This window comes from Flavobacterium sp. MEB061, from assembly GCF_000834715.1.
Lineage (GTDB): Bacteria > Bacteroidota > Bacteroidia > Flavobacteriales > Flavobacteriaceae > Flavobacterium > Flavobacterium pectinovorum.
The window spans coordinates 318,115-335,935 of the sequence record NZ_JXQR01000014.1 but is presented as its reverse complement, the minus strand read 5'-3'; the positions used below and the strand labels follow the sequence as shown (position 1 = coordinate 335,935).

21 protein-coding genes are annotated in these 17,821 nt (G+C 31.6%); 8 read left to right on the top strand and 13 right to left on the bottom strand.

Going from position 1 to position 17,821, the window contains the following annotated elements; genetic code table 11:
- Nucleotides 1-6 precede the first annotated feature (6 nt).
- A complete protein-coding gene (locus RT99_RS06985) occupies nt 7-666 on the top strand; it encodes a ribonuclease HII (protein ID WP_042563997.1) in 660 nt (219 codons plus the stop codon).
- Between the two features lie 5 nt (nt 667-671).
- Here RT99_RS06985 and RT99_RS06980 read toward each other — a convergent pair whose 3' ends face one another.
- From RT99_RS06980 to RT99_RS06955, 6 genes are all read right to left on the bottom strand, one after another.
- A complete protein-coding gene (locus RT99_RS06980; RefSeq protein ID WP_042563996.1) occupies nt 672-1,253 on the bottom strand; it encodes an NAD(P)H-dependent oxidoreductase in 582 nt (193 codons plus the stop codon).
- 78 nt (nt 1,254-1,331) lie between these two features.
- Nucleotides 1,332-2,153 carry an AraC family transcriptional regulator gene (locus tag RT99_RS06975; protein ID WP_042563995.1) on the bottom strand — a complete coding sequence of 274 codons (822 nt, stop codon included), beginning with the start codon at nt 2,151-2,153 and terminating at the stop codon, nt 1,332-1,334.
- Between the two features lie 18 nt (nt 2,154-2,171).
- The gene (lipB, locus tag RT99_RS06970) at nt 2,172-2,873 is read right to left on the bottom strand and encodes a lipoyl(octanoyl) transferase LipB (protein ID WP_042563994.1); all 702 of its coding nucleotides are present in this window, start codon (nt 2,871-2,873) and stop codon (nt 2,172-2,174) included.
- A 5-nt stretch (nt 2,874-2,878) separates the two neighbouring features.
- On the bottom strand, nt 2,879-3,634 hold the full coding sequence (locus RT99_RS06965) for a hypothetical protein (RefSeq protein ID WP_042563993.1): 756 nt from the start codon (nt 3,632-3,634) through the stop codon (nt 2,879-2,881).
- A gap of 67 nt (nt 3,635-3,701) precedes the next feature.
- Nucleotides 3,702-4,478, bottom strand: a complete 777-nt coding sequence (locus tag RT99_RS06960) for a hypothetical protein (RefSeq protein ID WP_042563992.1) — start codon at nt 4,476-4,478, stop codon at nt 3,702-3,704.
- A 57-nt stretch (nt 4,479-4,535) separates the two neighbouring features.
- On the bottom strand, nt 4,536-5,261 hold the full coding sequence (locus RT99_RS06955; RefSeq protein WP_042563991.1) for a hypothetical protein: 726 nt from the start codon (nt 5,259-5,261) through the stop codon (nt 4,536-4,538).
- Nucleotides 5,262-5,683: 422 nt separating this feature from the next.
- Here RT99_RS06955 and lysS point away from each other — a divergent pair, with 422 nt between their 5' ends.
- From lysS to RT99_RS25275, 4 genes are all read left to right on the top strand, one after another.
- Nucleotides 5,684-7,387 (top strand): lysine--tRNA ligase, encoded by a 1,704-nt coding sequence (lysS, locus tag RT99_RS06945; protein WP_042563989.1) that lies wholly within the window; start codon nt 5,684-5,686, stop codon nt 7,385-7,387.
- Between the two features lie 87 nt (nt 7,388-7,474).
- Entirely contained in the window at nt 7,475-8,884 is a 1,410-nt protein-coding gene (locus RT99_RS24645; RefSeq protein WP_052483603.1) for an AAA family ATPase, read from the top strand.
- Complete coding sequence (locus tag RT99_RS06935; protein WP_042563988.1) at nt 8,881-9,387, top strand: hypothetical protein; 507 nt, start codon at nt 8,881-8,883, stop codon at nt 9,385-9,387. Before RT99_RS24645 ends, RT99_RS06935 begins: the two co-directional genes overlap by 4 nt.
- A gap of 22 nt (nt 9,388-9,409) precedes the next feature.
- Complete coding sequence (locus RT99_RS25275; protein ID WP_165587186.1) at nt 9,410-9,571, top strand: hypothetical protein; 162 nt, start codon at nt 9,410-9,412, stop codon at nt 9,569-9,571.
- Nucleotides 9,572-9,590: 19 nt separating this feature from the next.
- Here RT99_RS25275 and RT99_RS06930 read toward each other — a convergent pair whose 3' ends face one another.
- From RT99_RS06930 to RT99_RS24640, 3 genes are all read right to left on the bottom strand, one after another.
- Nucleotides 9,591-10,190: a hypothetical protein gene (locus RT99_RS06930; protein WP_042563987.1), complete on the bottom strand. Its 600-nt coding sequence runs from the start codon at nt 10,188-10,190 to the stop codon at nt 9,591-9,593.
- A gap of 56 nt (nt 10,191-10,246) precedes the next feature.
- On the bottom strand, nt 10,247-11,251 hold the full coding sequence (locus RT99_RS06925) for a 2-hydroxyacid dehydrogenase (protein ID WP_042563986.1): 1,005 nt from the start codon (nt 11,249-11,251) through the stop codon (nt 10,247-10,249).
- Between the two features lie 143 nt (nt 11,252-11,394).
- Nucleotides 11,395-12,318 carry a DUF4274 domain-containing protein gene (locus RT99_RS24640; RefSeq protein WP_052483601.1) on the bottom strand — a complete coding sequence of 308 codons (924 nt, stop codon included), beginning with the start codon at nt 12,316-12,318 and terminating at the stop codon, nt 11,395-11,397.
- A 224-nt stretch (nt 12,319-12,542) separates the two neighbouring features.
- Here RT99_RS24640 and RT99_RS06915 point away from each other — a divergent pair, with 224 nt between their 5' ends.
- Together RT99_RS06915 and RT99_RS25665 are read left to right on the top strand one after the other, a co-directional pair.
- On the top strand, nt 12,543-12,968 hold the full coding sequence (locus tag RT99_RS06915) for a hypothetical protein (RefSeq protein WP_042563985.1): 426 nt from the start codon (nt 12,543-12,545) through the stop codon (nt 12,966-12,968).
- 161 nt (nt 12,969-13,129) lie between these two features.
- A complete protein-coding gene (locus RT99_RS25665) occupies nt 13,130-13,879 on the top strand; it encodes a hypothetical protein (RefSeq protein ID WP_242607173.1) in 750 nt (249 codons plus the stop codon).
- Between the two features lie 46 nt (nt 13,880-13,925).
- Here RT99_RS25665 and hemL read toward each other — a convergent pair whose 3' ends face one another.
- The 4 genes from hemL to RT99_RS06885 all read right to left on the bottom strand — a co-directional run bounded on the left by hemL (nt 13,926) and on the right by RT99_RS06885 (nt 17,447).
- The gene (hemL, locus tag RT99_RS06900) at nt 13,926-15,212 is read right to left on the bottom strand and encodes a glutamate-1-semialdehyde 2,1-aminomutase (RefSeq protein WP_042563984.1); all 1,287 of its coding nucleotides are present in this window, start codon (nt 15,210-15,212) and stop codon (nt 13,926-13,928) included.
- Between the two features lie 97 nt (nt 15,213-15,309).
- Nucleotides 15,310-16,215: a glucosaminidase domain-containing protein gene (locus RT99_RS06895; protein WP_042563983.1), complete on the bottom strand. Its 906-nt coding sequence runs from the start codon at nt 16,213-16,215 to the stop codon at nt 15,310-15,312.
- Nucleotides 16,208-17,104: a 1-aminocyclopropane-1-carboxylate deaminase/D-cysteine desulfhydrase gene (locus RT99_RS06890; RefSeq protein ID WP_117614795.1), complete on the bottom strand. Its 897-nt coding sequence runs from the start codon at nt 17,102-17,104 to the stop codon at nt 16,208-16,210. Before RT99_RS06890 ends, RT99_RS06895 begins: the two co-directional genes overlap by 8 nt.
- A gap of 7 nt (nt 17,105-17,111) precedes the next feature.
- A complete protein-coding gene (locus tag RT99_RS06885) occupies nt 17,112-17,447 on the bottom strand; it encodes a hypothetical protein (protein WP_042563981.1) in 336 nt (111 codons plus the stop codon).
- A 113-nt stretch (nt 17,448-17,560) separates the two neighbouring features.
- Here RT99_RS06885 and RT99_RS06880 point away from each other — a divergent pair, with 113 nt between their 5' ends.
- Entirely contained in the window at nt 17,561-17,743 is a 183-nt protein-coding gene (locus tag RT99_RS06880; protein WP_042563980.1) for a DUF5522 domain-containing protein, read from the top strand.
- Nucleotides 17,744-17,821 lie beyond the last annotated feature (78 nt).

The following is a 17,821-nucleotide window of genomic DNA, read 5'->3' as shown; positions in this document are numbered from 1 at the left end:
AAATAAATGCTTGCAAAAAATTTCTCCGGATTTATTTTAGAAACTGGTACAGATGAAGCTGGCCGTGGTTGTCTGGCTGGTCCGGTAACTGCCGCTGCCATAATTTTACCGGCAGATTTTGAGCATGAATTTTTAAATGACAGTAAACAATTGTCTGAAAAAATAAGGTTTCACTTAAAACCTATTATCGAGAAACATGCCGTTTGCTATTCTGTAACACATCTTCATGCAGAAGAAATTGATGAAATCAATATTCTAAATGCATCAATGAAAGGAATGCAGGAATGTATTTTAAAATTAAACCAGCGTCCGGAATATATTATTGTGGATGGAAACAGATCGCTTAATGCAAAATTGGGTTTAAAGAATACTTTTGGAAAACAATTTTCGAAAGATGAAATAGATTTATTAAAATCTATTCCAAACCAAAGTATTATAAAAGGAGACGCAAAATTTGTAAGTATTGCAGCCGCTTCTGTTTTAGCCAAAACCTATCGTGATGAATATATGGATCTAATTCATGAAGAATTCCCGATGTACAACTGGAAACAAAATAAAGGATATCCTACCAGAGAACACCGGGACGCTATTAGAAAATACGGAACTACAAAATACCACCGAATGAGTTTCAGACTTTTGCCGGATCAATTGGAATTGGAATTCTAATTGGCTTATTTATTTTCGTTTAAAAAAGATATAATCTGATTTTCCCATTCTGAAATATTTTCTGAAGAAGCGCGATCTGCTTTATCAAAATAAAAATGCTGCTGAATTTCGAATCCGCAATAATTAAAAATTCCAGTATCAGATGTTAAAGCCAAAGCTTTATCCAAGCCATTTTCGGCATATTCTGCGTTTGATTTTCCGTGCGAATTGATGATGATTGCTTTCTTCCCAGCCAATAATCCTTTTTGAATTCCCTGATCGTATCGATACGCAAATCCGAAACTAAAAACGCGGTCAATATAACCTTTCATAATCGCCGGCATTCCTGTCCACCAAATTGGATAAACAAAAATAACGCGGTCTGCCCAGATAATAAAATCCTGTTCGATTTTTACATCATTAACAACTTGTCCCATTCTTTGTCCGTTCATATCATCTAAAGAAAGCACCGGATTAAAATTCAATTCATTTAAATCGCGAACAATAACTTCTTGTCCCGATTCTTCAAGGTTTTCGACAATAGTTTGTTTTAAGAAATGATTTAAACTAGCCGGATTTGGATGCGCATAAACAATTAAATTTTTCATGTTTTCTATTTTTTAAAGATTACATGACAAATGTAAAACGCAATGTTTGGGTACAATTGTAAGAAAACGAAAAGTGGCTTAAGTGCCTTTTGCGCTGCAGATATCGCTTTGAAACTTTAAGAATTTTGTTGGCGAGATGTTCATATAATATTTAAAATCATGAATCAACTGACTTTGATCGTAATAACCACATTGTTCTACAATCGAAAGCCAATCTGTTTTTTCGTCATTAACTGAAGTTTTCTGAATAAGATCAACCGCTTTCAAAAAACGTTCGTAGCGACTGATTTCTTTAATCGTATACCCAAAAAATTTCTTTTGATGAAGCTGAATATTTCTTTCCGTTTGATTTATCTGTGAAGCAATTGCTTTTATCGGATTTAAAGACTCTTCTTTAAAATCAGCCAAAAGTGTTGTTATCGCATTTTGCTCTCCTAAATAAGGTTTACAGAATTCTAAAATATAATCGACGCGGTCTTTTGTGTCCGGAATTATTTTTAATTCTTCCCATAAAACATCAAAACAATTTTGAGCAATTAAAACATCGGGATGAATGGGTAAAGAATGCGTTAAAAGTGCATTTCCGAAGAATCTGTAAAAAGCATCTTCTTTAAAATTTGCCACTAAAATTTCAGAATCAGGTTCTAAAGTATAATCAAATGCCTGTTTTATTGGTCCTAAAACAATGCATTTCTCCACTTGTAAAACGGTATTTTGTTTTGATTTTAAAAAAGATTTTGTACCGAAGTTAAAAACCAAAATAGTCTGAAAACTTGGCAATAATGTTTTTGTTATTGGAAAAGCTGTTTTATTTTCTGCGAAGTAAAAATGAGAAAAAACAGTTGAAAATGCTGAAGGAACATCAATTCTATAATTGTTATTTTCTTCAGCATTTTCCATATTTTATTTTTTTTGAAACTATTTAACAAATTCAGCTTCAAACAATTCAGTCAAGTGTTTTACAATTTTCGATTTTACTTCGTCTTCGTCAACTTTTTCTACACCAAGTTCAACTTGTAAGGAAGTAACGCCTTTTCCGCGAATTCCACATGGAATTATATTATCAAAATAACCTAAATCAACATTTACGTTTAAAGCAAATCCGTGCATTGTAACCCAGCGTGAAGCGCGTACACCAAGCGCACATATTTTACGTGCAAACGGAGTTTCAACGTCTAACCAAACGCCCGTTTCACCTTCGCTTCTGCCACATTTTAAACCATATTCTTCTAAAGTCAGAATGATAGCTTCTTCCAGAAAACGTAAATATTTATGAATATCTGTAAAGAAATTTTCTAAGTCTAAAATAGGATAACCTACAATTTGTCCCGGTCCGTGATAGGTAATATCGCCGCCACGATTGATTTTATAAAAAGTTGCTCCTTTTGCTTCAAGTTGTTTTTCGTTTAACAACAAGTTTTCAAGATCTCCACTTTTACCTAAAGTATAAACATGCGGATGTTCGACAAACAATAAATAATTTGGAGTTTCTAATTCTAGTTCCTCTCTTCTATTTTTAATTTTTAAGTCGACTATGTCTTTAAAAAGTTCTTCCTGATATTCCCAGGTCGATTTATAATCTTTACTTCCTAAATCTTGAAGTTGAATTTTTTTATTCATTTTAATTATTTTTCAAACTCAACATCAAAGTTAAGTTTGTCAGGATTCTCCATATAATCCGTAAAAGAGTATTGTAATGTAATTGATTTTCTATCGTCGCTAAACAAAGCGCTTGGGTTTGATACCTTTTTAATTCGCTTAGGAAAATGATATTTTAAAATATAATTAGAAGATGCAAAAATCATATTTGACATATCTGCAGCACTATCTTTAGCCTTTTCGGCTGATTTTTGTTTGTCGATTATTGCTTTACGCGTAAATTTCTTTCCGTCGTAAGTATAACTTAATATACTATTATTTTTTCCCAAACCACCTGCAAAAGGATTTGAAGCGTTTGAGCCTCCTTCTAATTTTTGAAGTGTACTCATGGCTTGTAAAACATCCTGCAATTCGTTTACGTTTTTAAAATCTTTTGAAAATGCCATCAGAAATTCTTTTTTCTCACCATTCATTTTCAGGTTAACCGTAAGATCTTCCAGTTTTTTAATTTCGTTTTGAACCTCTGGAGATAATTTTGCGATGCTGTCTTTTTTATCTGCCAATAATTGTTTGAAGGTAAAAGTTGAATCAATATTTTTTTTGGCATCTGCTCCCATTTGGCTTCCAAGCTGATCTCCTGCCATTTCCATTAACGCAGAACCATCCATGTCGAGAGCAAATTTTCCGGTTCCGTTATCGCTTACATAAATATTTTCGGTGAAAGTGCAACTTGTTAAGGTTGCTAATAAAAAAGAAAAACTAAGTAATTTATATAATTTCATCGTGGTTAATTTTTTTATCAAATATACGAAGACTATTTTAAAGAATATGGTTTTGCAATTTTGGTTTTTAATCTTCAAATAGTACTTTAAAACCTATTTCCATATCGGTATTCTCTTGCATATTTTCTAAAGGAACATCATAAATAAAACTTTTCCTGTCTGTTGCAATTACTGCATTTTTTAAAGAAACTGTTTTTATTTTTTTCGGAAAATGATATTCCATAGAATATTTGCATTCTTTAAGCATATCATCCATTTTTTTCAAAAAAGGATCGTCTTCTTTCTTTTTGTTTTTCTTTTTAGGCTTAGCTGTCTTTTTATTATCCTCTGAAGAAACAATCGTTTTTACAAAAGATTTTCCATCATAAATAAACGATGCTGCATTATTACTCTCCGATTTTGGCGCTGCACTCAATGCTCCAAGTCGTTTTTTATCAGAAAGTGCAAGCTTTTCCATAGCTTGTGTTGCAGATGCCATTTTTTGAATGCTGTCTAAATTTTTAAAATCAAATGTCATATTATATTCCATTTGCTTTTGTTCTTCGTTTACTTTTAAATTAATTTTAAAATTTTCAAGTACTTTAAGCATTTCTTTATCAGCAGCAGGCAGTTTTGCAATACTATCTTTTGCCTTGTCAAAAAGTTCTTTAAAATTAAAAGAAGTGTCTATAACCTTTTTATTATTTAAGGTATCAGTGCTTTTCATTCCCATTTTATACATTTCTGCCATGTCAAAACCGTATGAAAAAGATCCTGAACCATCTTCATTTATTATCATTTTTTCTTTAATCGTACAACTTGAGATACATAATGCAACAAGGAAATAAAGTAAATATTTTTTCATATTTCAGATTTAGATTAGTGAGCAGCGAAGATACTTTCTTTTGATAATTATTTGAATTTATTCTAAAACCAATTCCAAACTTGTCATTTCCGGATTTTGCAAACAATCTAAAAGTGGAAATTCGACAGTAAAAGTTTTTTTATCCTGACTAATAATGGCTTTTTCATTTGAAACGGATTTTATTTTTTTCGGAAAATGATAGCGAAGCGTATAAGTTTGTGTCTGCTTTAAAGAAGTATATTTAGAGCCCGTTTTCTTAAACTCATCTTTTGTTTTTTGAAGTTCGACAGGATCTGTAATAGAAACCAGGCGCTTAAAAACTTTTCCATCAAAAGCATACTCAACCTTATAATAATGACTTTCGGCAGTTAAGGCATAATTATACTTTATATCACCTGCATAATTTTCTGTTTTATACAAATCCGGAATTTCCGAAACTTTACCAAAATCAAACGAAAAAACATTTTTAAATTCTTTTTCGAAAGAGCTTTCTTTAATATGCACTTTTACATTAGAATATTTCTGAAATAGCTTTTGCTCTTCGGGCGTATACTTTAAAAAATTCTCTTTGTATTTTTCAATATATTCTTTAAAAACATAGGTTGTATCTTTAAAAGCTTCTTCATGAGAATAACTTTCGCCCGCTAATTGCATATAACTATTTTCATCACGAAGCTGTACTACTTCAATATTTCCACTCCCGTCCGGATTAATTGTGATGGTTTCTGTGACCTGGCAACTTGTTGCCAGAAATAGAGTTACAAAGGCTTTTATGAATTTCATTTTTTGGAAGGTTCTGAGGTTGTGAGATGCTAAGATACTAAGGTTTCTTTTCGGTTTTTCTTTTTATCAAATAATATTCAATTGACTGTTTTGTCATTCCGAGGAACGAGGAATCTTCGCAAGAAACTCTGCAAAGATTGGCGATTTTGTTTGTGGAGCTACTTGCGAAGATTCCTCGTTCCTCGGAATGACAAGATTGCGTAGACACTCCAGCAAAAACCTCTACTAAAAACCAAAACCTCTAATCTAGCCCCGATAGAAGCGGTATCCTTTTTTGCTTTTTCTGCAAAAAAGATACAAGTGAATAGCGGGACTGAAGATGATTGAAATACGATAAATTTCTGCTGCAAAAAATCTAAAAACTGCATTCTGAAATCTACTTTCTTTTCTTTATCTTTGCACACTTAAAAAAAGAGCACAAAATGGCATTATCAGAACAAGAAATCATTAGAAGAGAAAAACTTCAAAACTTGCGCAACTTAGGAATCAATCCTTATCCGGCTAATCTTTTTCCTGTAAATCATACTTCGAAGCAGATAAAGGAATCGTTTGAAGAAGGTAAGAAGGTTATCGTTGCGGGTCGTTTGATGAGCGTGAGAGATCAGGGAAAAGCTTGTTTTGCTGAATTGCAGGATAGCGAAGGACGTATACAATTGTACGTAAATCGCGATGTTTTGTGTGAAGGTGATGATAAAACTTTATATAACACGGTATTTAAAAAACTAACCGATTTAGGTGACTTTATTGGTATTGAAGGTGAATTATTCACTACACAAGTTGGTGCGCAATGTATTCGTGTTAGCGGATTTACTTTCTTGAGTAAAACGTTACGTCCGCTTCCTTTACCGAGAGTTGATGTAGAAGGAAACGTTCACGATGCTTTTACAGATCCTGAATTGCGTTACAGAATGCGTTATGTAGATTTAACAGTGAATCCACAAGTTAAAGAAAACTTTATCAAACGTACTAAGTTATTTAGCGCAATGCGTGGTTATTTTAACGATGCCGGATATCTTGAGGTTGAAACTCCGGTTTTACAGCCAATTGCTGGTGGAGCTGCTGCGCGTCCGTTTATTACGCATCATAATTCGCTTGATATTCCGCTTTACATGCGTATTGCAAATGAATTGTATTTAAAAAGATTAATTGTTGGTGGTTTTGAAGGTGTTTATGAGTTCTCTAAAAACTTTAGAAATGAAGGAATGGACAGAACGCATAATCCTGAATTTACCGCTATGGAAATATATGTAGCTTACAAAGACTACAACTGGATGATGGAATTTGCTGAAGGTTTGCTTGAGCATTGTGCGATTGCCGTAAACGGTACAAGCGAGGTTACTTTTGGTGAACACCAAATTAACTTTAAAGCGCCTTACGCTCGTGTTACAATGACAGATTCTATTAAACATTTTACCGGTTTTGATATCTCAGGAAAAAATGAAGACGAATTGTTTGAAGCTGCAAGAGGAATGGGAATCGACGTGGATAAAACAATGGGGAAAGGAAAATTGATTGATGAAATTTTTGGAGCTAAATGCGAAGGAAATTATATTCAGCCAACTTTCATTACCGATTATCCTAAAGAAATGTCACCTTTATGTAAAGAACACCGCGATAATCCTGAGCTTACGGAGCGTTTCGAATTGATGGTTTGCGGTAAAGAAATTGCAAATGCATATTCTGAATTAAATGACCCAATTGATCAGCGTGAGCGTTTTGAAGATCAAATGCGTCTTTCTGAAAAAGGTGATGATGAAGCAAACGGAATTATCGATGAGGATTTCTTAAGAGCATTAGAATACGGAATGCCGCCAACTTCTGGAATGGGAATTGGTATGGATCGTTTGATTATGTATTTAACTAACAATGCATCGATTCAAGAAGTTTTATTGTTTCCGCAAATGCGTCCGGAGAAAAAACAAGCTCAGGTTGAATTATCTGATGAAGAGAAATTTATCGTAGATTTATTGAAAGGAAATGAAAATAAAATGGATCTTCAGCAATTAAAAATTACTGCAAATTTAAGCGGTAAAAAATGGGATGCGTCTATGAAAAACTTATCTAAACACGGTTTGACTAAAGTGGCTGTTGAAGGTGAGTTTAAATTTGTTGAGTTGGTGGAATAAATTCCTTTGAAATAATATTAAATTTAAAAAGGAGCTTTTATTTAAGCTCCTTTTTCATATATAAAAATTTTCCTTAATTTTGAAAACATGGAAAGAGCAAAACTTATTGTTAAAAATTTCGGACCTCTAAAAGATATTGAAATCGAAGTTAGAGAAATGGTTACGTTTATTGGTGCTCAGGCTTCTGGGAAAAGCACTTTGGCTAAGTTGATTGCAATTCTTGAAGATAAAGATTTCAGAAGCAAAGATGAAATTCTCTTCGAGGATGAATTAAAAAAATATAATATTTTTTCTAATTTAAAAGAGGATACAATTATAACTTATACAAATGTAGGATCAAAAAAAAATCCTTTTGAATTTACATACTTAAATAATGAATCGTTTAAAAACAATATTCAAAATCACATTATAAGCTATAAAAAACTAAAAGCTGAACGTATTGAAAGTGAAAAATTATTTAATACTGTTAAAAACAAAATTTCTGAAAAAGATATAATTTTCCAGAAGTATAATGAACTTCAAGATATTGTTATAAAAACAGAAAATGATTTTAAAAAACTTATAACAGTCCATTTAAATTTACATTTACTTCTACATGATAAAGAGTTAATGAATTTTTTCAAAGACAAGGAACAATTGATAAAATTTAAAACATTTTTACGAAATAAAAATAAAAATGAAGAATTATCTATTCAACAAATAGAGGTAATTTTTGAAATTCTGAAAAAAAATAATTCGACTGAAAGTTACATTGAATTATTCGAAGATATAATATCACTTTTTCCCAATTTTTATTTATTCGATTCTGTCTATATTCCAACTGAGCGAAATTTTCTCCATATAATTCACACAAACATTTTAGGACTTTTAAATAACAACATCCAAATTCCTAAATATTTATTGAATAGTGGACAAGAATATGAAAAAGCCATCAACACAATTAAAGAGTTACCATTAAACATCATAGATAAGAAATTAAAATATAAAAGAGAAGGACAAACATCTTATATATATCATAATAAAACTGAAAAAATTGATTTATTAGAATCTGCTTCAGGGCTGCAATCTATTATTCCAATTTTACTATTAGTTGAATATTCAAAATCATTGAAGGAAGAATACAATTTTAATTTTGTTGTTGAAGAACCTGAACTAAACTTATATCCTAAAGCTCAACATGAACTCATTAAATATTTAGTTAAGAATTGTTTAGTTGACAGAAAGAATTTAATTGTAACTACACATAGTCCTTTTGTTCTAGCTTCTATTAATAATTTATTGTTGGCCTATGATAAAGGACAAAAAAAACCGAAAGAAGTAAATAAAATTGTAAAAAAAGAGTCTTGGTTAAACCCCAAAAATTTTATTGCTTATGAGTTAAAAAATGGGAAAGCAAAATTGATAATGGATGATAAATTAGGGCAAATCGCAGATAATATGATAGATTCTGTTTCTGATACTTTTGCTGATGAATTTGATAAATTATTAGATTTATGAGTGCTGAAGAATTATTAGCCAATTTTCCTGATTTAAAAAAAGATGTTTGTTATAAAACATTAGAAGATTCCGTTTACTATCTTGAAGAAATTAAAGACTCTATTGTTCAATTTAAAAGTGAAGAAGAATATTGGAATCTCTGTCTGGAAAATGAAAACTCGAAAGAGATTTTATTTCTAGAAAACGAATATTCAATTATGAAAAATGAAGATTCAAAAAAATGTGATTGGGCAATATTCGAAAATAATAACATTTATTTTATTGAATCAAAAGATGTTAAGCCAAGAAATAGAAGTAAGGAAAGAAAAGATGCAACAAAACAATTAATAGCAACAATCAAATTTTATAATTCTAAAATAGAACTAGATTCAGTTAACATTTTCTCTCAAATATGTTTTCAATCTAAATCAAAAATAGTTAAAGCCGGAGATCAAGCACGAAAAGTTTTATTTAAGCAATATAACTCAGAATTTTCTGAAGGCAATTTAATTAAATTCGAGTAAATCAACTAAAAGTCGTTTAATCATGAGTACTTCAAAAATTTACCAATTAGAACAATATGAATTAGATATTCTTAAAAAAAGTGAAGAAGATATAAAACAGGGAAAAGTTATTTCTCAGGAAGATTTATACAAAGAAGATTTAGAATGGCTTTCGAAGTATGATTTCAAACCCGACAGGTTTTAAAACATGTCGGGCTTACTTTTTAAAACGAATACTTCTCCAGCTTTTTAGAATTAATATCCAAAACCTTCGTCGTTTCTTTTGAAATATCTCCTTTCCAAACTTCCTGAACAGAAGGATTTGAAGGATATTTTCCGTTTTTCATTTTCATGGTATAAAAAGTACCTTTACTTTTAAAAATTAAATCCTGAAATTTTTCAGAAGAATTTTTCACTATATAAATCGGAAAATCAGTTACGGTGAACGAATTAATTAAACTTCCGTCGTTATTCAGAATATATCCAGAACAGCCTCCACTTCCGCAAAAATAAGGATTTGAGAAACCTACAAAATATTCATTTTTCTTATCATTGTTTAAATCAAATGCCTCGTAATAAAAAAAGCGATCTTCTTTTGTCATTGCAGGTAAATCTTTTTTTAGTAAAACTAAAAGCTGTTTTCTAATTAATTTGACCGCTTTATCATCTCTGGGCGGAGCTTCGCTTAAATCGGCAGTTCCGGCAACTGTTTTGGATAAAGTATCCTGAACAATTGTTTTAATGATATTTGAGTCCTTTTTATCCTTATTCTGGCAGGAATATAGGGTTAGAATTGTGATTATTATTAGAATTTGTTTTTTCATCATTTTAGATTTTAAAAAGTTTTCAACTTTACGTTGTCTGATTCAATTTAGTTTTTTCAAACCAGCAATGCAGCCTTATTTTCAATATCATTTTCAGCCAATAACGATTTTATATTATTAAAAGTAACCAAAGCAATCTGCGTTAAAGCTTCGTTGGTAAAAAAGGCCTGGTGCGCCGTTACCAAAACATTCGGAAAACTCATCAAACGCTGAATCGCATCGTCCTGAATAATATCTGCAGAAAGATCTCTAAAGAATAGTTTTTCTTCCTGTTCGTAAACATCGATTCCCAGATAACCAATTTTACCTTCTTTTAAACCTTCAATAACACAGGCCGTTTCAATTAATCCGCCGCGGCTGGTATTGATAATCATAACGCTGTCTTTCATTTCATCAATAGATTTTTTATTGATTATATGTTTAGTCTGCTCATTTAATGGACAATGCAAAGAAATAATATCACTCGTTTTGAAAATCTCTTCAAGTGAAACAAATTTTACTCCGTCTTTTTCCATTTCGGCGTTCGTTACAATATCATAAGCCAAAACTTTGCATCCAAAACCTGAAGCAATTTTAGCAAAAGCTTTTCCTATATTTCCCGTTCCGATAATTCCAATTGTTTTTCCGAATAGATCAAAACCTAATAAGCCGTTTAGGGAAAAGTTTTGTTCACGAACTCTGTTATAGGCTTTGTGCGTTTTTCGGTTTAAGGTTAAAATCATAGCCATAGCATGTTCTGCAACTGCCTGAGGTGAATATGCAGGAACGCGACACACTTTTAAATTGTATTTTTTGGCCGCTTCTAAATCGACATTGTTAAAACCGGCACAACGCAAGGCGATAATTTTCACATTTTTTTCTGCCAGCTGCTTAATGACTGCCTCATTTACAATGTCATTTACAAACACGCAGACAATTTCAGCTTTTTCAATTAAAACAACAGTTTGAGGATTAAGCTGGGTTTCGTAAAAATCCAATTCAAACCCAAAATCAGTATTATACTTATTAAAGAACTCTTTATCGTAAGGCTGTGTCGAAAAAAAGGCGATTTTGTTATTCATAAGATTTGTTTTTGGGTTTTAACTTCTGGTTTTACTAAGGTAAGCAATTATTTTTGAAGTAATTTTCTCATCTTAAATCCATTTATTAATTTGTATAAATAGACATTACCTTCGACTGTAATTTTTCTTAATACCATGAGTTTTTATTCTCTAAATTTCAAATGATCTGTACTAAAAAGCAAACCAATTCCGCTGTAAGGATCTTTTTTTAAATCATAAAAATTATTTACTCCTGCCAAATCTTTATATAAATCTGAAATTATCGAAGATTGCTGAAATCCATCTATCGTATGATTTATGATAGTATTTTCCAAAGAGGTTAATTCTTTTGTAGCATTTGTAACACCAATATTATTTCCCGTTTCCCAATCCCAAATAATCCAATCCCAATTATGTTTTTTATGCACACAATCCATCCATAAATAAGACAGGTTTTTAATTTTTATCTTTCCCAATTCTTTCGTTTTCCAATATTCAACACTTTCAATTATAGCGTTAATAGCATCATCAGCGTGATCATAAATAAAATCAGGATTTGAGATCTGAATTATCTTTATAGCATCGACTATCTTGCTATTAATTGTTTTTAATTCCTTTTCACTGGGCTTTCTTAAAAGAGCAAACTCAATATCTTGTCTTTCAAAAACAGTTCCTGGTGATTTTACCTTCATTTCTTCAGGAATGCATTTAGCATTAGAATTTTCATCAAAAAACTCTTCCTTAGGATCAAAAGAAAAATTTTTATCTTCATAAAATCCCGAAGTATATCTTTCTTCAATTTCTTTTACTATTTGATAAGTCTCATAATTGGTATCTTCTTTTATTTCCTCTTCGTTTTTGAATTTACAGAAATAATCCGGCTGCAGCATCCAATACAAACAAAGCGCTGTTCCTTTATCAAGATGTTTTTGTTTGATAATCCATTCAAAAGGTTCAATTCCGTCATCATAATTCCAATGCTGTACAAATTGATGTAATTCGGCAGCCGTTAATTTTTGATAAGACATTTCGCCATTCACGGCTTTAAGAACACGGTTTTTATTTTTCTTATTAAATAATTCTTCCATATTTTATTCTGGTAATTCTATTTTGAAATTGTCAATGCACTAACAAATTTAAAAACCTATTCTTGTAAAACATCATGATTCAACGGAATTAAAAAACCATTGAAAATAAAAATACAATATTGCTAATCCATTTTTCGTTTTGTTAAAAACTACAATTCTGATTATCAGATTAAACCTATTCAATTGAATAAAGTCTAATTACTATAACCTCAAAAAAACAAATCATGAAAAAATTATTTATTGCAGCTTTGTTATTCGTTGGAGCAGCAAGTTTTGCACAAGATGCTGATCAAAAAAGAGAAAGATTAACTCCTGAACAACGCAATGAAAAACAATTGCAAAAATTAACATCTGAATTAAGTTTAGATGCAAATCAACAATCTCAGGTAAAACAATTACTGGCTGAAAGAAGTGCTAAAGCCGAAAAATTTAAAGAAGCCCGTCAGGCAAAAAAAGATAGTGATGTAAAACCAACTGCTGAAGAAAAAGAAGCTTTTAAAAAAGAAATGCTAGCTGAAAAAGAAGCAAACGACGCTAAAATGAAATCTATTTTAACTGCAGATCAGTATACAAAATGGCATGCTTTGCAAGAAAAAAACAAAGAAAAAGCCAGAGAAAAAATGAGAGAATATAAAAAAGAAAACAACTAATTATAGTTTATAAAAAGAGGCAATTAAGCCTCTTTTTTATTTCTTTATCAACTTTATATTTTCATTAATAGTTTTTGTTAAATAAAAGATAAATCTGACAATCGCATTAAACTTAGCAAACTCTTTGAAGTCTAAATGCTATAATCTAAAAAAAACGAATTATGAAAAAATTATTTATTGCGGCTTTATTATTCGTTGGAGTAGTAAGTTTTGCACAAGACATCAATCAGAAATCAACACGTGATCAAAGAGAAAATTTAACTCCGGAACAACGTAACGAGAAACATTTACAAAAACTGACTTCTGAATTGAGTCTGGATAAAAAACAACAAGATCAGGTAAAACAATTATTGGCTGAAAGAAGTGCCAAAGCAGAAAAGTTTAAAGCTGCCAGAAAAGACAGTAAAACAAAACCTACTGATGCAGAAAGAGAAGCTTTTAAAAAACAAATGGAAACTGAAAAAGCAGCTAACGATGCTAAAATGAAATCTATTTTAAATGCTGATCAATACACAAAGTGGACGGCTTTAAAAAAAGAGCATAAAGACCATAAAGGAAAAGGAGATCATAAAGGTCATAGAGATATGAAATCTCCACAAGAACGCGATCAGGCACATTTGCAAAAATTGACAACAGATTTAAACCTAAATGCAGATCAGCAAAAACAAGTTGGTCAACTTTTATCTGAAAGAAGCACTAAAATGGAAATGCTGAAAAAGAGCCGAAAAGATTCTGATGCAAAACCAACTGATGCTGAAAGAAAAGCCATGAAAAAACAAATGGAAGAAGATCACAAAGCAACAGATGCAAAAATGAAATCTATTTTAACAGCCGACCAATACAAAAAATGGGAAGCAATTCAAAAAGAGCACAAAGACAAAATGAAAGATCATCGAAAAGATAAAATGTAAGTGAGATCAAAAAAAAAGAGGCTTTAAAAGCCTCTTTTTTGATTTATTAAAATGTCTTTGAAACTTTGTCAATCGCATTTATTGTAAAATCTAAATCTTCATACGTTAATGCATCTGTTATAAACCAGGTTTCGTAAGCTGATGGCGCAATATAAACACCTTCGTTTAACAAACCATGAAAGAATTTCTTAAACGTTTCATTGTCTCCTTTTGCAGCCGTTTGAAAATCGACAACCGGATTTTCATCAAAATGTACCGAAATCATAGAACCTACTCTATTAATCGTAAAAATAACATTATTTCCTTTTAAAACTTTATCGATTCCTGCTTCCAGATAAGCTGTTTTTTCTTCTAAGCGGGTAAAAATCTCACGGTCATTATCTAACGATTGCAACATTGCCAATCCTGCAGCCATCGCTAAAGGATTTCCAGACAATGTTCCTGCCTGATAAACTGGTCCAAGCGGTGCAAGATGATTCATGATTTCTTCTCTTGCAGCAAAAGCGCCAACAGGTAAACCTCCACCAATTACTTTTCCGAAAGTAACGATATCAGCATTGATATTATACAATTCCTGAACTCCGCCACGAGCCAAACGGAAACCAGTCATTACCTCATCGAAAATTAATAAAATTCCGTTTGCGGTACACAAATCTCTTAAACCCTGCAAGAAACCTTTTTGAGGTGGAATACATCCCATATTTCCGGCAACCGGCTCAATTATAATAGCTGCGATTTCGTTTTTATTGGCTTCTATTAAAGTTTTTACATTCTCTAAATCATTGTATTTTGCCAACAAAGTATCTTTTGCAGTTCCTTCTGTAACGCCCGGACTATTTGGTGATCCAAAAGTTACAGCTCCACTTCCGGCCTGAATCAAAAATGAATCAGAATGTCCGTGATAACAGCCTGCAAATTTGATGATTTTATCTCTTTTTGTAAATCCGCGAGCCAAACGAATCGCGCTCATACAAGCTTCTGTACCTGAATTTACAAATCTTATTTTATCAATATTCGGAACCATAGAAACAGCCAAAGCAGCGATTTGAGTTTCTAATTCTGTCGGCATTCCAAATGAAGTTCCCAGTTTTGCTTTTTCGATTACAGCATCAACAACCGGCTGATACGCATGACCCAAAACCATTGGTCCCCAAGAGTTGATATAATCTATTAATTTATTTCCGTCTTCATCATACAAATAAGCACCTTTGGCACTTTTTACAAAAATAGGAGTTCCTCCAACTGCTTTAAAAGCACGAACTGGCGAATTTACTCCTCCCGGAATTACTTTTTCTGCTTCAGCAAAAAGCTGACTACTTCTTTTATAGATCATTTTTATTTTAGATTTTTAGATTTTAGATCGTTAGACTTCTTAGATTTTTGAAGCAGACTAATCCAATATCTATTTGTATTTTTTGATTTTATATAATTTATTTCACTTTCAACTTTTGTCCAATTGAAAGTGCATTGTCTGAAAGATTATTTTTCCGTTTCAAATCATCAACTAATACATTGAATTTTTTTGAAATAGAATATAATGTATCTCCTTGCTGCACTACATATAAATTGGGATCGTCTGAATTTGAATTAGAACTTTTGGTTGAACCTGAACTCGTTTTAGTTGAAGTTGAACTCGTAACTGATTTATCAAAAGGTTTGTAATTTTTTCCCGTTACCTGACAATCGTATTGGTGCAGATTATAACGCTCGATATAACTTATTAATTTATCCGGATAATTAGGATCTGTGGCATAACCTGCAGCTCTTAAGCCTTTTGCCCAGGCTTTATAATCGTCTTTTTCGTAAGTAAATAAAGTCGCATACCTGTTTTTGCCAACCAAAAATAAAGCGTGGTCTTTATACGATTCTGAAGCTTCTGTATATTTCCTGAAACATTCCTGAGAGGAATCATCATCATGTCGAACACTTTCTCCCAGCCAGTCTTTATGGCATTTTATTCCGAAATGATTATTGGCTTCCATTGCTAAATCGCCTTTCCCGGCTCCCGATTCTAAAATTCCCTGAGCCAGAATAATACTTGCCGGAATGCCATATTTTTGCATATTTCCCATTGCAATATCTTTGTATTGCAAAACATAATCGGTAATTACATTGCTGGTTACAACCGTTTTTGAAGTAGACTGAATAACTTCGGTTGTATTATTTGTAGTTGGATATTTTTTTACAGTTGGTCTTGAATCGGTCGTTTTTTTAGTAGTCGCCACCCTCGGTTTCTGCACTGACGCTGCTTTTTTAGTTGTTGCAATCGCCGGTTTACTCGAAGAACAACTTGCCAAAGCTGCTATTATAAAGAGTATTATAATTTTTTTAAACATTCGTTTTGAGTATTGGTAATTTCTTCTGCTTCAATTTTAAATTCATTCCTTCAATTCCCTGCAATCCGCCTGTGTGAATGAGTAAAATTTTTGAATGCGGAGGAAAATATTTTTTAGAGATTAAATCTATAACGCCAAAAAACATCTTTCCTGTATAAATTGGGTCTAAGGGCACTTTATTTTCGTCAAAAAAAGCATTAATAAATTCAATTAATTCTAAATTTATCTTGCCATAACCTCCAAAATGATAGTCAGTAATTATTTCCCAGTTATCTTTTTGTGCAAAAATACGAATTCCATCGATTAAAAAGTCACCTTTTAACGCCGGAAACCCTAAAATTTTCTGATTTGGCAATGCACTATTTATTAGTCCCGAAATAGTTCCGCCCGTTCCAACCGCACAGCAAACGTAATTAAAAACCGCATCTTCATCTGTCAAAATCTCTTCACAGCCTTTTACGGCAAGTTCATTTGTGCCGCCTTCAGGAACTAAATAAAAATCACCAAACTTCTCTTTAAATTTTTCTATAAAAGAAATTTCACTTTTATTTCGATAATCTTCTCTTGAAACAAACTCAAATTGCATTCCGTTTTCCTGAGCAAATTTCAAGGTTGGATTTTCTTCAATTTTATCAAAAAGTTCATCGCCCCGAATAATTCCGATAGTTTTAAAACCCTGCTCTTTTCCTGCATACGCAACCGCAGCGATATGATTTGAAAAAGCACCGCCAAAAGTTAGTAAAGTGGTTTTGTTTTCGGCTTTCGCCTGAAGTAAATTGTATTTTAATTTTCTTAATTTATTCCCTGAAATAAACGGATGATTTAAGTCTTCACGCTTTATTGTCAAAGAAATATCATTAGGAAAATTGATATCGATATTCTGGTTCAAAATGATTTTATTTTAATTTGATGTAATTCAGAAACTGAAAAAAAGATCGGTTTTTCAAATAGTCAAGATCGGTTTCTTTTGTGTAAGCTTCTCTTTCAAAACTAATATTTCGATAAGCCAAATCCTTGTTTTTATACTGAATTAAACGGAATAAATATTCGAGAAAATACCAGATAAAAAAAGGCAGAATCAGCATTTCTTTTTGTTGTTTCAAATGAATCTTTTCATGGTTCACAAAAATCATATTCGCTTTATCCAAATCATATTTCATCAATACAAACGGAAACACAGCCATTCCGCGATATCCTTTCGGAATTAAATATTTAGCAACAATCAGAAACATTAGCTGTAAAGTTTATAAATTTGTAGATATAAAATTATAAGATTTCATTAAAATCACAATCAATTATTTATTTTTGATTTTTAATGAAATAAAAACACGACCGAAGCAGATTTATGAAAGAGCAAAGTAATGAAAATAAATTAATCGAAGGCGAAGATTTTTACTATACGCTCGAAGGTTATAAATGCTTTACCGAAAAACACCATTTAAAACGCGGTTATTGCTGTAAAAGCGGCTGCCGTCATTGTCCGTACGGGTTTGATAAAAATACAGGACAAATCAGGAAAACGAATTAGATAATGTGCCAATTTGATAATTAGATAATTATTGAAAGAGAATTTTAAATTAAACTAACCTCATTAAAGATAGATATG